This window comes from Klebsiella sp. BIGb0399, assembly GCF_003752615.1.
GTDB classification, from domain to species: domain Bacteria; phylum Pseudomonadota; class Gammaproteobacteria; order Enterobacterales; family Enterobacteriaceae; genus Klebsiella; species Klebsiella lignicola.
Genome location: NZ_RKHT01000005.1, coordinates 287686 through 301404, shown reverse-complemented (window position 1 = coordinate 301404; position 13719 = coordinate 287686). Strand labels below are relative to the sequence as shown.

The 13719-nt window shown below is 53.7% G+C and carries 12 protein-coding genes and 1 pseudogene; 7 read left to right on the top strand and 6 right to left on the bottom strand.

All coding sequences use genetic code 11. The features are described 5' to 3' along the window. Window positions 1–43: 43 nt before the first annotated feature. The 4 genes and pseudogenes from EDF82_RS01750 to asd all read left to right on the top strand — a co-directional run bounded on the left by EDF82_RS01750 (window position 44) and on the right by asd (window position 3555). Window positions 44–1164, top strand: a protein-coding gene (locus EDF82_RS01750) for an IS3 family transposase (RefSeq protein WP_123753908.1) whose coding sequence is annotated in 2 segments (ribosomal slippage) — window positions 44–302 and window positions 302–1164 — 1122 coding nt in all. Because the reading frame shifts where the segments join, the coding sequence is not laid out codon by codon here. A gap of 381 nt (window positions 1165–1545) precedes the next feature. Further along, a pseudogene (locus EDF82_RS25340) lies at window positions 1546–1683 on the top strand (GDP-mannose pyrophosphatase); the annotation flags it as partial. A 7-nt stretch (window positions 1684–1690) separates the two neighbouring features. Continuing rightward, window positions 1691–2053 carry a DUF4406 domain-containing protein gene (locus tag EDF82_RS01740; RefSeq protein WP_123753907.1) on the top strand — a complete coding sequence of 121 codons (363 nt, stop codon included), beginning with the start codon at window positions 1691–1693 and terminating at the stop codon, window positions 2051–2053. A 383-nt stretch (window positions 2054–2436) separates the two neighbouring features. After that, window positions 2437–3555 carry an aspartate-semialdehyde dehydrogenase gene (gene asd, locus EDF82_RS01735; protein WP_123755442.1) on the top strand — a complete coding sequence of 373 codons (1119 nt, stop codon included), beginning with the start codon at window positions 2437–2439 and terminating at the stop codon, window positions 3553–3555. A gap of 115 nt (window positions 3556–3670) precedes the next feature. Here the strand turns inward: asd and EDF82_RS01730 are convergent, their stop codons facing one another. The 4 genes from EDF82_RS01730 to EDF82_RS01715 all read right to left on the bottom strand — a co-directional run bounded on the left by EDF82_RS01730 (window position 3671) and on the right by EDF82_RS01715 (window position 8569). Further along, a complete protein-coding gene (locus EDF82_RS01730; protein ID WP_123753906.1) occupies window positions 3671–4990 on the bottom strand; it encodes an FAD-binding oxidoreductase in 1320 nt (439 codons plus the stop codon). A gap of 241 nt (window positions 4991–5231) precedes the next feature. Then, the gene (locus tag EDF82_RS01725; protein WP_123753905.1) at window positions 5232–5921 is read right to left on the bottom strand and encodes a GntR family transcriptional regulator; all 690 of its coding nucleotides are present in this window, start codon (window positions 5919–5921) and stop codon (window positions 5232–5234) included. A gap of 236 nt (window positions 5922–6157) precedes the next feature. Continuing rightward, window positions 6158–7657, bottom strand: coding sequence for an aldehyde dehydrogenase (locus EDF82_RS01720; RefSeq protein ID WP_123753904.1), 1500 nt, complete (start codon window positions 7655–7657; stop codon window positions 6158–6160). Between the two features lie 9 nt (window positions 7658–7666). Further along, window positions 7667–8569, bottom strand: coding sequence for a dihydrodipicolinate synthase family protein (locus tag EDF82_RS01715; protein ID WP_123753903.1), 903 nt, complete (start codon window positions 8567–8569; stop codon window positions 7667–7669). Window positions 8570–8963: 394 nt separating this feature from the next. On the opposite strand from EDF82_RS01715, the gene yddG reads away from it, so the two are divergent. Both yddG and EDF82_RS01705 read left to right on the top strand, forming a co-directional pair. Next, complete coding sequence (yddG, locus tag EDF82_RS01710; protein WP_123753902.1) at window positions 8964–9881, top strand: aromatic amino acid DMT transporter YddG; 918 nt, start codon at window positions 8964–8966, stop codon at window positions 9879–9881. A 265-nt stretch (window positions 9882–10146) separates the two neighbouring features. After that, on the top strand, window positions 10147–11532 hold the full coding sequence (locus EDF82_RS01705) for an MFS transporter (RefSeq protein ID WP_123753901.1): 1386 nt from the start codon (window positions 10147–10149) through the stop codon (window positions 11530–11532). A 31-nt stretch (window positions 11533–11563) separates the two neighbouring features. On the opposite strand, the gene EDF82_RS01700 is transcribed toward EDF82_RS01705, so the two are convergent. After that, the gene (locus tag EDF82_RS01700; RefSeq protein WP_123753900.1) at window positions 11564–12577 is read right to left on the bottom strand and encodes a GlxA family transcriptional regulator; all 1014 of its coding nucleotides are present in this window, start codon (window positions 12575–12577) and stop codon (window positions 11564–11566) included. Beyond that, on the bottom strand, window positions 12568–13041 hold the full coding sequence (locus EDF82_RS01695) for a MarR family winged helix-turn-helix transcriptional regulator (protein ID WP_123753899.1): 474 nt from the start codon (window positions 13039–13041) through the stop codon (window positions 12568–12570). Before EDF82_RS01695 ends, EDF82_RS01700 begins: the two co-directional genes overlap by 10 nt. A gap of 97 nt (window positions 13042–13138) precedes the next feature. On the opposite strand from EDF82_RS01695, the gene EDF82_RS01690 reads away from it, so the two are divergent. Further along, a complete protein-coding gene (locus EDF82_RS01690) occupies window positions 13139–13717 on the top strand; it encodes a non-oxidative hydroxyarylic acid decarboxylases subunit B (RefSeq protein ID WP_123753898.1) in 579 nt (192 codons plus the stop codon). The last annotated feature ends 2 nt before the right edge of the window (window positions 13718–13719 follow it).

Genomic DNA, 13719 nt, shown 5'->3' with positions numbered 1-13719 from the left:
CCGATGTTAGTAATGTCTTCATAAGCCACATGAGGACATCCCCATGAAGAAGCGTTTTTCCGACGAACAGATCATCAGTATTCTCCGTGAAGCGGAAGCCGGAGTTTCTGCCCGTGAGCTCTGCCGTAAGCACGCCATTTCCGATGCCACTTTCTACACCTGGCGCAAGAAGTTTGGTGGCATGGAAGTTCCTGAGGTGAAGCGCCTGAAGTCGCTTGAAGAGGAGAACGCCCGACTCAAGAAGCTGCTTGCCGAAGCCATGCTGGATAAGGAGGCGCTTCAGGTGGCTCTTGGGCGAAAGTACTGACGACAGACCAGAAGCGGGAAGCCGTGGTATTGATGTGTGATGCGACTGGTCTGTCGCAACGTCGTGCCTGCGGGCTTACAGGTTTGTCTCTGTCGACCTGCCGTTATGATGCTCAGCGCTCATCTGCTGATGCGCATTTATCAGGGCGTATCACTGAACTGGCACTTGAACGCAGACGTTTTGGTTATCGGCGCATCTGGCAACTACTACGTCGGGAAGGCCTTCACGTCAATCACAAGCGGGTATACCGCATTTACCACCTTAATGGATTGAGCGTAAAGCGCAGACGACGCCGTAAAGGGTTGGCGATCGAACGGTTTCCGCTTCTGCGCCCCGATGCGCCGAACCTGACCTGGTCGATGGATTTCGTTATGGACGCACTGTCCAACGGTCGCAGGATCAAGTGCCTGACCTGCGTGGATGATTTCACGAAGGAGTGTCTGACAGTTACTGTCGCATTCGGAATATCAGGCGTACAGGTCACGCGTATTCTGGACAGTATCGCGTTGTTTCGCGGTTATCCGACTACGATAAGAACCGATCAGAGACCGGAATTTACCTGCCGCGCGCTCGATCAATGGGCCTTTGAGCATGGTGTGGAACTACGGCTTATCCAGCCGGGCAAGCCGACACAGAACGGATTTATCGAGAGTTTTAACGGACGATTTCGCGATGAATGTCTGAATGAGCACTGGTTCAGCGATATTGCTTATGCCAGGAAAACGATTAATGACTGGCGGCAGGATTATAACGAGTGCCGTCCACATTCATCGCTGGATTACCAGACGCCAGCTGAATTTGCAGCGGACTGGCGAAACGGGAAATATGAAGGAAAACCAACCGACATTACTAACTGAAGGTTGTATCTAATACTGGGGGCAGGTCAACTCGTCCTTCGACCAGAAGATGTTCAAGGATGAGTTATCTCCGTTGACTGGTGAGCATGTAATTTTTCATTTTAATGCACGAATTATCTTGATTATGCACGATACCGCCGTTTATGATGTTACCTCATCGTGCTCAGGGGCCATAATGCGAAAAAACGTGCATAAGTACGGATCGTCAAAGCCAGATCTTTTCCGGTAACGGATATGCGCTAAAAAATAGACGTTGAGATTCGGCGACAAAACGGTGACTGGCAGTGTCAGTTTCGCTTTCCTGTTTTTATGAAAGATAAACAAAGATATTTCGTTGAAAGTAAAAGATTTTTAACTGATGGTGTGGCCTGAAAAAGCCGCATAAAAGCGGAAGGTGAAGATATCGACGTGCTGGAGCTTCCCCTCGATACAAATCATGCCGCTGTAGAAAGTGGTCTAATTGTTGATGGTAAAACCATCATGTTACTTTATCACGTAGCCCTGAAAGGCGTTTTATGAGGTTCTCATGACTAAACAACTCATTCTGATTGCTGGCCCATACCGTAGCGGAACTGAAGGGAAGCAAGAACTGATCGATGCTAATCTCGCTCGACTGGAAACTGCAGCGCTGGCGGTATACCAGCGAGGACACATTCCCGTTATCGGCGAATGGCTGGCATTACCCCTGGCGAGATCTGCAGGTTCTGAATCTATCGACGATGAGATAGGCGAGTCCATGATCTATCCGGTTGCGCACCGGCTTATCACTAAATGTGATGCCATTTACCGAATTGAAGGTGCTTCTAAAGGGGCTGATATGGATATTGAAATAGCACGAAAACATGGACTAGTCATTTATACCAGTCTTGAAGACATTCCCCTGGCATGATTTTGTAGTTCAACTATCTGCAATTTTGCAGGCAGTATAAAGTATGCCCGCCGTGGTAAATAATGATGAGTCATACGAATTTGGAAGGGAAGTCCCTTTGTTACCAAAAGTGTGTATCTGAGAGACACGCATTCGGTTTCATTGGTACGTATCCTTTCCTTTTAATACTTATATCGTTAAGCATCGACTCAATTTATTTTGTTTTTTATATTAGATGGCTAGTATCGTTATTCTATGAGCCAGGTATAAAAATCGCTGATACCATATGAAACATTTTAATAATGAAGGGATTTGATGTCATTCGTAATGACCTTCATTTTGGAATGCGATATAAAGTATTTCTAAAAAACGAGCATTCTCATAACGTTATTAAGGCTAAGAACATGAAGCAGGTTGGCATTGTTGGTTGGCGAGGTATGGTGGGTTCTGTTTTGTTGCAGCGAATGGTCGAAGAGAACGACTTCGACCATATTTCTGCTCATTTTTACAGTACTTCAAGTGCCGGTGCCGCCGGGCCCGTCATTGGCGGCGTCAGCTACACACTCAAGGATGCTAATTCCATAAGTGCCCTGGCCGAAATGGATATCATCATAACCTGCCAGGGGGGTGATTATACTAAAGCAATATACCCAGCTTTAATTAATCAAGGCTGGAAAGGCTACTGGATTGACGCGGCCTCTGCGCTACGGATGGATGACAACGCCTGCATTATTCTCGACCCCGTCAATCGCCCCACTATTGATCGCGCAGTCAAAGAGGGAATTAAACTTTTTGTCGGCGGCAACTGTTCCATCACGCTGAGCCTGATGGGACTAGCAGGGTTGATACAGGCTGACTTGATCGAATGGATGAGTGTGATGACCTATCAGTCTGCATCCGGTGCAGGAGCTCAATATGTTAGGGAATTAATCGCTCAAAGCGCATTTATAAGTCAGCATTTAACCTCCGATGAACTGGCATCTTCAGGTTCCGTGCTTCCGTTAGTCAATAAGGTCAGTGAACTGATTAAAAGTGCTGACATGCCCATCCACCATTTCGGCGCACCGTTAATGGGTAGCATCATTCCATGGATTGACAGCGATTTAGGGAATGGTAATAGCCGTGAAGAATGGAAAGGTGAGGCAGAAACAAACAAAATTCTGGGTCTTGCTCCTGGTACGATCCCGGTAAATGGTTTGTGTATTCGTGTCGGCGTGATCCGCTGCCATAGTGCTGCAATAACCCTGAAGCTCAAGCGTGAAGTTAGCGAAGAAGAATTTGCACAGTTAATCACGCATTCCCACCCCTGGGTTAACTATGTGCCCAATACCAAGGATGAAAGTGTCAGTAAATTGACCCCGGCTCATATCAGCGGTTCGCTTCAGGTTGGTATTGGCCGTTACAAGAAAATGGCGCTAAACAATGACCCTGTCTACTCGGTTCTGACGGTTGGCGATCAGCTATTGTGGGGAGCGGCGGAACCATTACGCCGCATGTTGAATATTCTGCTTGGCAAAGTCTAACGCATATTAGTTGGCCAAAAGCATCTACCTGGCAGGTGCTTTTGTGATGTTGTTTCAGGGTTGCTTCAGCAACCCTGTTAGCGCATAAACCATTGTGTTATCAATGAGGTAAAGGCTATACCTCAAGCCCTGCTCTGTATTGTCCCCATTTCAACACCGAATTGACGCCAATCGACAAAAACGGCTCCGGCGGCGTTTTATTTGGCCCTGGTGATGACTTGAGAAACTGAATTAATTCATTGTTTTCGCCCGCAATCATATCCGCCAGCAGTTTGCCCGTGGCCGTGCCGCGCGTGATCCCCAGGCCGTTACAGCACAGTGCACCGTAGACGTTGTGGGCCAGCTGGCCGAAGAAGCCTTCATGATTTTCTGACAGACAAATGGCCCCGCTCCAGGAATATTCAAAATCGACCTGATTAAGCGTGGGGAAGCGCCGCTCAAAAGATTTACGGTGCCGGGCAATAAAGTTCTTCAGGTGATACTCCCGCGGGCGGCCATCCGGGTGGAAGCTAAAGCTATTACGCATCAGAATGCGGTTATCCATCGTGCGGCGCACGGTGCTGCCAAACGGATGCGCCGGGATCACGCCCCACACCGGCTTGCCGCCCAGCAAGGATTGCTCGTCGGTCGTCAGCGGACGGGTCAGGCTGCCGTACAGGAAGGTGGGCAACAGCCGTCCGCGCAGGAAGCCAAAGTGCGATGCAAAAGCGTTATTCGCCAGGATCAGCTTATCTGCTGTGATGCAGCCGTTATCATGCACCAGCGTGATTTTATCGCCGTAATCAATGGAAGCGATCGGCGTATGTTCGTAAAGCGTCACGTTCGAAGGCAGACTGTTTGCCAACCCTTTTACCAGCGCAGACGGCTGGAGCAGAATGGTCCCCGGAATATAGAGCGCCTGTTTATAGTACGAGGTGCCGATATGTTCCGGGAGATCTCTGCCTGCAATCATCTGCGTTTCACGGCCAATCTTCTCCAGCCCACGGCGATAGGCCTCCAGAATCGCCACGCCCTGCTCGCCCACCGCCGCCTGGTATTTTCCGGACTCGGACATCTGACAGGCGATCCCCTGTTCCTTCACGATAGCGCGCAGGTAGTCCTGCCCCAGGGTGTTGAGCTTGAGTATCAGGTTGGCGGTTTTCACATCGCCGATATAGTCCTTCGCGCCAATGTCATGCGGCACGTCGATAGCAAAACCGGCGTTACGCCCGGAAGGACCAAACCCCACCTCCTGCGCTTCAATCAACACGATTTCATCATCAGGGAAGTTAAGCGCCATCTGACGCGCCGCAGCAAGCCCGGTTAACCCGGCACCAACGATTGCCCAACGCGCATGCTTTTGCCCCACATGGGTAGGACGCGGGGTGCGCGATGGACTGGTGTGATACCACCCTGGCAGGGCGTCATCGGCAGGAAGAGAGGTGATCTTTTGCACGTTAATTACTCCGGTACGCTGTCATGTTTGCTTGTTCGCTTGAAATGCGAGGCTGGGATTATGTTAGCCAGGCTAAAAAAATGAATACGTGATGTATATCTCATGCATACAACAAGTATAAATTTAGTTAAATCAAGGTTAATTCAGACGTGCGAAAGCCCCCGCACGTGCGGCGATAAGGCTGTTTCTGGTACTGTTAAATCCTACAGGCGGATGCCTGCAGGCTGGTGTTTATGCGGGGTTACTCGGGAGACTGCACACGCTCATCGGCTTTCAATCCCTGAGGGGCAATAAACATCTCCATGTTTTCCCGCGACAGCTCCCAGTGTTCAAACACTAAATCCACCACGGCCTGCTCATCGCGCGCCTCCAGTGCGGCAATAAAAGCATCGTGATGATCGGCAGAAAGCTGCAGACGTCGCTCCATATCCTCATTCCGCGGCCGGAAAAAAGTATGACCTATGCGGCAATGGTCAATCAGCAAACGCCCAAGGCTCGGCTGCAGATAGGGGTTGGCCGCCATCTCGCCCATAATTTCGTGAAAGCGGTTGTTCTCCAGCGCCAGCGCTTCTGCATCATGGCTGTGTACCGCTTTGCGAAAGCGCTTTTGCGTCTCTTTCAGCGCCTTTAACTGCGCCGGCTTGTAGTGTTGTACCGCAAGACGTCCGGTGGCCGCGTAGATCATTGGCGCCACCAGGAAAAAGTTACGCAGCGTCGCATGGCTCATGGGGATAACGCGAACGCCGCGCTTTTCGACAATCTCAAGATAGCCTTCACCCGCCAGGCGCTGAAATACTTCGCGCACCGGCGTGCGTGACAGGCCGTATTGCGCGGTCAGGCTGGCTTCATCCAGCAGCTCATCCGGATCGAGTTCCATCGTTAAGATGTGCCGCTTGAGATCCTCATACAGCGCTGCCTTCCCCGTTCCCATTACCGCCTCCTGAATATCAACCTGTTATGCTGCTTAACCTACAGATAAAGGGGCGTTACAGCAAAAATTATCCACCGCCGGGATCACGTTCTGCCCATTTCACTGCTGACACGCGGGTGAAAAAGGCGGTGTTCTGCCGGTGAGAGAAGATGCGTCCCTGCGTTCTCTTAAGGCTCGCCGCCACCAGAAGACAGAATCAGAAAGGCATTCTCGCTTCCAGGCCGTTGGATCCGGCTTCAGGCGTCGTGTTCTGCAACATCAATCCAGATGGTCTTCAGTTCGGTGTACTGATCGAGGGCAAACACCGATTTATCACGCCCACCAAAGCCGGACTGCTTATAGCCGCCAAAAGGCGTGGTGGCATCCCCTTCCCCAAAGCAGTTCACGGTCACCGTTCCGGCGCGAATCGCGCGGGATACGCGGATCGCGCGATTAAGCTTGCTGGTATAGACCGACGCTGCCAGGCCATACGGCGTGTCATTCGCCAGCACAATGGCTTCGGCTTCGGTTTTAAAGGTGGTCACGCACAGCACCGGTCCAAAAATCTCCTCCCTGAACAGCGCGCTTTCAGGGGTGACGCCGTCGATTACCGTCGGCTGCACGTAAGCGCCCTGCTCCGTGTCACCGCCATGCAGTACGCGCAAGCCTTCCTGACGCGCCGTGTCGAGGTAGCTGCTCACCTTGCTGAAGTGTTCCGGGGAAACCATCGTGCCAAGCCGGTTGTGCGGATCGAGCGGGTTGCCCATCGTCCAGCCGCCTATCTGCTTCGCCATCTCCGCCAGCAGCGCTTCTTTTACCTCTTCCTGTACCAGCAGACGCGAGGTGGCAGAACAGTTCTCGCCCATGTTCCAGAATGCGCCGTTAAGTACGTGTCCGGCTACCGCAGCAATATCATCGGCATCATTAAAGACCAGCGCCGGGTTTTTGCCGCCGCACTCCAGCACCACCTTTTTAAGATTGGACTCCGCCGCATAATGCAGAAAACGGCGTCCGGTTGCCGTGGAGCCGGTGAAGCTCACCATATCGATATCGGCATGCAAACCTATCGGCTCGCCCACCGCTTGCCCGGTACCGGTGACAATATTCAGCACGCCCGCCGGTACGCCTGCCGCAAACGCCAGCTCCGCCACCCGCAACGAGGTCAGAGAGGTCTGCTCAGCCGGTTTCACCACCACCGAACAGCCTGCCGCCAGCGCCGGACCAATTTTCCAGGCGAGCATCAACAGCGGGAAGTTCCAGGGCAGGACGCAGCCCACCACGCCAATTGGCTCACGCACCACCAGCGCCATGGCGTTACCGGCCGGCGCCGTGTGATCGTAAAGCTTGTCGATCGCTTCCGCATGCCACTTCAGCACATGGATAGTCTCCGGCACGTCCACGGCCAGACACTCGCTAACCGGTTTGCCGCTGTCGAGGCTTTCCAGCACCGCCAGCGACTCAAGCTCCTGTTCCATCAGCGCCGCCAGCTTAAGCAGCACGGACTTACGCTCGCCCGGCGCCAGCTTGCTCCAGCTACCGGCCTCAAAGGCCGTTCTTGCGGCGCTTACCGCCGCGTTAACGTCGTCAATATCACAGGCTGCGATATTGACGATGGCCTCACCGGTCGCCGGATTGTACGTCGTCAGCGTGTTACCGGAACGCGCGGCGGCAAAACGGCCGTTGATAAACGCCTTGTCAGGAAGCGGGAGATCGTGCGCAAGGCGCGTGACGTCATTAAGCGTCTGAAGCTGTTTCATTCTGCCCCCTTACACCACCGTGACCGCAGCCACGTTCCGTTTCACATCGGCAATCACCGCTTTCAGCTGCGCTTTCTCGTCTTCATCGAGGTTTTGCAGCGGGGCGCGGACCTGACCGGAAGTCAGACCGTTCAGCTCGCAGCCGTAACGGATGGACTGCACAAACTTGCCACCGTCGAGGAAGTTCATCAGCGGCATCATGGCGGCCATGATCTTGCGCCCTTTTTCGAAGTCTTTTTCCACCACGCAGGCTTCATACAGCGCCACGTGTTCACGTGGAATAAAGTTGGAGCCGGCACACACCCAGCTGCGCGCGCCCCATGCAAAGAACTCCAGCGCCTGGTCGTCCCAGCCGCAGGAGAGCGCAATGTTCGGGAATTTGCAGGCCAGCAGGTGCAGGTTATTGAAATCCCCCGAGCTCTCTTTGATGGCCACGATGTTGGACGAGCGGCTCACTTCGCGGAAGTAGGTCTCCCCCATGGTGATGCCCATGCGGCCCGGGTAGTTGTACAGCATGATCGGCAGCTGCGCGGCTTTATCGACCGTCAACGCATGATGGGCGTTTTCCAGTTCGGTCGGCAACGCGTAGGGCGGAGAGGTAACCAGGATCGCGTCGGCTTTAATTTCCCGGGCATGCTTTGCGTAATCCACCGCGTCCTCGGTGCGGATGGCGCCGGTGCCGACAATCAGCGGCAGACGGTTGCCAATGACCTGACGTGCGTGCTCGGCCAGCGCCTTACGCTCTTCCGGACTCTGGGCGTAGTATTCACCAGTCGAACCTCCAATGATGATGCCGTGTACGCGGCCTTCAATCAGCGACTCCAGTACCTCGGAAAAACGAGTGAAATCAATGCTGCCATCGGCTGCGTAAGGGGTAATTGCCGGGGTGTAGATACCTTCAAATGTCAACACGATAACCTCCAGGGGGAATTCACGACCATGACAGTCTGTTCAGCAGCCCACCAGGCTGCGTTTGTTAAAAATTTGCACGTGGTTGTGAAAGAGGTCAATGGTTGAATATTTTTTGTATACACAGAAAATACAACGTAAATACCAAATAGTAGGATATTTATACGAGAGATGTAATTTTAATCATTTATTATCAATTACTTATAAATACATTTTCGTCGTAGTTATTTTCTACATGATTTCAGATAGCGATCACATTCCGGTGTAATTACCCATCAGAACGTATTTACAGCGTTCATCTGGAGGCATAGTTTTAAGGCAGGATTTAACTAGCCATTAACAGAACGCCACGTCAGACGACTCAGTTGTGAACTTAATGTAAACAGAGGTACAGGGTATGCCCCAGAAGAAAGCGACGCTCATCGGACTCATAGCAATCCTCCTGTGGAGCGCGATTGTTGGGCTGATTAAAAGCGTGAGTGAGGGTTTTGGCCCGGTGGGAGGCGCGGCGTTGATCTACACCTGTAGCGCCATTCTGCTGCTGTTCACCATTGGCTTTCCGAAACTGCGGCAGTTTCCGTCACTCTACCTGATCGTCGGCAGCATCCTGTTTGTGTGCTACGAGCTCTGTCTGTCGCTCTCGCTGGGCTTCACCCACTCGGGCCGCCAGGCCATCGAGGTCGGAATGGTGAACTATCTCTGGCCGAGCATGACCATTTTACTGGCGGTTATCGTCAACCGCCAAAAGACCAGCCCGCTTATTATTCTGGGGGTTATTTTAGCTGTTGCCGGAATATGCCTGGTATTGGGCGGCGATAAAGGCTTCGCGTTCAGTGAGATGACCAGCAACATTATGGAAAACCCGCTCAGTTACGGTCTGGCCTTTAGCGGCGCGATTATTTGGGCAATATATTGTGTGGTAACCAAAATTATCGCCAACGGCAATAACGGCATTACCCTGTTCTTTATTTTAACCGCCCTGACATTATGGCTGAAATATCTGTTAGCACCGCAACCGGAGTTTGTGCTTTCCTGGCACGCGGGGATTAGCCTGGTGCTGGCCGCCATCGCGATGGGCTTTGGTTACGCGGCCTGGAACGTCGGGATTTTACACGGCAATGTGACCGTGCTGGCTGCTGCTTCGTACTTCATCCCGATCATCTCGGCGGTACTGGCCGCCTTTATGCTGAATTCACAGCTGACCCTCGCCTTCTGGCAGGGCACCGCCATGGTGAGCCTGGGCTCGTTAATCTGCTGGCGGTCTACCCGCAGCGTGGCGCCAAAAAATGAATCTGTAGTAACTGAAAGTAAGTAAGCACCCGATAATAAAAAACATCTTATCCGACTATCCTGCACCGGAGGAGTATTTGCCATGAATTACCACAAATGACTATTTATTGATTTATCCAGATCGCTATCTCTGCGCTGGATAACATTTTAACTTTTTTACCTGACCTACATTTATTCTGCGATCGTTTGAATAACGGCACCGGTTTCGCGTGTCTGTAATACGTCGCCATCGTAAATAAGGCGTGTTACCACAGTTAATTCAACGTCATCGGAGAAAGACCGGAGTAACCATGTCAAATACTATTTCTGTAGAAGACGTTCCACTTAACCGCTTCCATCGGCTGCTGACCGTGCGTTCAGGCGGGGGATCCTTTGTTGATGGCTATGTGCTGAGCATCATCGGCATTGCCATGATGAAAGTCTCCCCTGCCCTGGGCCTCAGCGCTTTCTGGGAAGGTCTGATTGCCGCTTCGGCGTTGATCGGCATCTTCTTTGGCGGCTTTATTGGCGGCGCTCTGACTGACCGTCTTGGACGTCGCGTTCTCTATTTCGTTGGCCCGACGCTGTTCGTCGTCTGCTCCGTGGCACAATACTGGGTACAAAGTGGCGAAATGCTGTTTGCGCTGCGCTTTATGAACGGGGTTGCCGTGGGGATTGAATACCCGGTCGCCACCGCCTTCCTGGTGGAGTTTCTGCCGAAGAAAAATCGCGGGCCGTGCCTCGCTACGCTGACCATCTTATGGTTCGCAGGTGCAGCCGCAGCTTATCTGATCGGTGAAGCGCTGCTGAATTTTGGCGGCCCTGATGCCTGGCGCCTGACCCTGGCCAGCACTGCCATCATTGGCGCCCTGCTGTTCATTGTGCGCATGGGCACCCCGGAGTCCCCGCGCTGGCTGATAAGCAAAGGCCGACACGCCGAGGCCGAAGCGGTTATTCGCCGCGTTTATGGCCCTGAGTTTGGCCTGGACAACTTACCCGCGCAGGCTGAAAGCAAGAATCTCTCTTTCGCCAACCTGCTCCACTCCGGCTACGGCAAGCGTATGGCGTTCGTCACGATCTTCTGGACCTGCTCCGTCATTCCGGTATTTGCCGTCTACGCCTTTGCACCGAAGGTGCTGGATGCGCTGCACCTGACCGGCGGCTGGGCCTCCTACGGGTCGGTGGCCATCACCCTGCTGTTCGTGGTGGGCTGCATCATTGCCACCCGCCTGGTGAATACCCTCGGGCGTCGTAAACTCTTGCTGCATAGCTTCCTGTGGTCGGGGCTGGCGCTGCTGCTGTTAGGTTTGCTGCGCGATGGGCCGTCTGCGGCGATCCTGTTGATGTTCGGGCTGTACGCGCTGTTTATTGGCGGCGCACAGGTGTTGCAGCTGGTCTATCCAAACGAAATTTTCCCCACGGAGATACGCGCCGGCGCGGTGGGCGTCGGCACATCGCTGTCGCGAATTGGGGCGGCGGTCGGTACCTGGCTGGTGCCGGTTTCTCTGCAGAGCATTGGCATCGGCCCGACGATGTATATCGCGGCGGCAATCACCTTCTTTGGCCTGGTGGTGTCGTGGTTCCTGGCGCCGGAGACCAACGCCCGCAGCCTGGAAGATGCTTCCTCTCTGGACGACGATCGTCCGCGTGAAAAGATGACCATGCAGGCATCGATGCCAAAACGGCAGAGTCTCTGAGACGCAAAGGGCTGCACGATGCAGCCCTTTTCTATTTCTTCACCAGTTTTTCAACTTCCCTGCGCCGCTTGCGGAATGCGCTCGGCGTTTCGCCATACTGTTTACGGAACCATGAAATCAGATGTGAAGCATCCGAAAATCCGGTAGCGGTCGCGATGGCATTGATGCTGTTACTCGAATCCGCCATCAGCTTACGCGCCTGTTCGAGGCGCATGCTGCGCCAGTACACCGCCGCCGAATGGCCGGTACAGCGGGTAAACATCAGGTTTAGCTGGCGGAAGGTGATACCCGCGAAATCCGCGACCTCTCCCAGCGGGATCGGCGAATCAAGGTGATGCTGCATAAACCCAATCACCTTGCCGATCAGCTCGTTTTCATAGACGTCCGGCGCGTTGAGCGGGGCGTTGTGCCGGGTCCTGGCGGTCGACTGCGTGGCGTTATCGACCAGCAGATATTTAAGCACCTTTTGGGAGCGCACCACCCCGCAGTGCTGACGGATGAGATCCGCCGCGAGGTCAATGGCCGTGCCGCCGGGACACGAGATAATCCCGCCGTCTTTAATGTAAGTCTTGTCGATCACCGGAATAGCTTTTGGAAAGCGCATCCGGAATTCATCGCGGGTCGTGAAGTGGATTGCGCAGCGACGCCCGTCCAGCAGGCCCGCGTTGCCCGCCACAAACGCCCCGCTGCACAGGGTGATGATAGGTATGTTTCGCGCATGCAGTTCGCGCAGCGCCTGCAATAACCATTCTGGCGAATGACGCGTCTCTTCGAGCAACCCACCCGCCACCACGAAGTAGTCCCACGCTTTTGTGAAATCCAGCTTTGCCGTCGGCGAGACAGGCAGCCCGCAGCTGGCCGTTACCGGCCCGTCGTCGCAGGTCATCCACTCCCAGCGACAAAAAATCTGTCGGCTGGAGAAGGATTCATCCGCCGCAAAACGCAAAGACTCCACCAGCCCGGCAACGGATGCCAGGGTAAACTGACGCATCAGCAAAAAGCCGATGGTCAAATCTGGTTTCGGCTCAACGTGGGTCAAAGGCATTCATCATGCTCCTTCAGTCCACCCAGCTTGCTCAGCAGGCGTTTCAGATCGCTGATATCCTGCGCATCCAGCCCTGCCGTAATCATCTTTTCCGCGCTTTTTGCCTGCTCAATCATCTGGGCGAGCATCGCTTCGCCGCTCGCGGTCATCCTCACCAGCTTGCGGCGGCGGTTTTGCGGATCGATCTGGACATCCAGCAACCCGCTTTTGGTCATACGGTCGATCACATAGGTGCCGGTCGCTTTATCAAACCCTGCCCGGTTACCCAGCGTTTGCTGATCGCAGGTGGTCTCTTCGGCTAATACCACCAGTATGGCGTACTGCACCGCCGATAACCCGGTATCGACGCACTGTGTCCAGCACATCGATGAGTGCTGCCCTGCCCGACGCATCAAATGCATTAGCGAACTGTCTCCGTGTGGCCAGAGCGGCGCGGCAACAATGAGATCGTGATTTTCTGACATCGGCTGTATTGACTCCTGAAAACGATAAAACTATAGTTCGAGCACAAACAGTTTGAACTCAAACTATAACTCAAAGGTTCGATTAAAAGGAACCCTCATGAAGCTTGTCGTAGGCATGACTGGCGCTACCGGCGCTGCAATTGGTATTCGCGTTCTGGCCGCGCTCAAAGAGCTCGACGTTGAAACGCATCTGATCATTTCCAAATGGGCACGTGCCACGATTCAACTTGAAACGCCCTACAGTGTACAGGACGTTATCGCTCTCGCCTCGAAGACTTACAGTGAACACGATCAGGCGGCGGCCATCTCCAGCGGCTCTTTTCGCGTCGATGGCATGATTGTGGTCCCCTGCAGCATGAAAACGCTGGCCGCCATCCGCTGCGGCTACGGCGACGGGCTGATTGCCCGGGCAGCGGACGTCACGCTCAAAGAGCAACGCAAGCTGGTGCTGGTACCGCGCGAATCGCCGCTTAACACCATCCATCTGGAGAACATGCTCGCCCTGACGCGCATGGGCGCCATAATGTTGCCGCCGATGCCCGCCTTCTACAACAAACCAGCCACCACTGATGACATCATCAATCACTGCGTGTCGCGCATTCTGGATCAGTTTGGCCTCGATAACGATTTAACAAAACGCTGGGGCCAGCCCCACTCGTCTTCCCCTTCGGCCTGAGG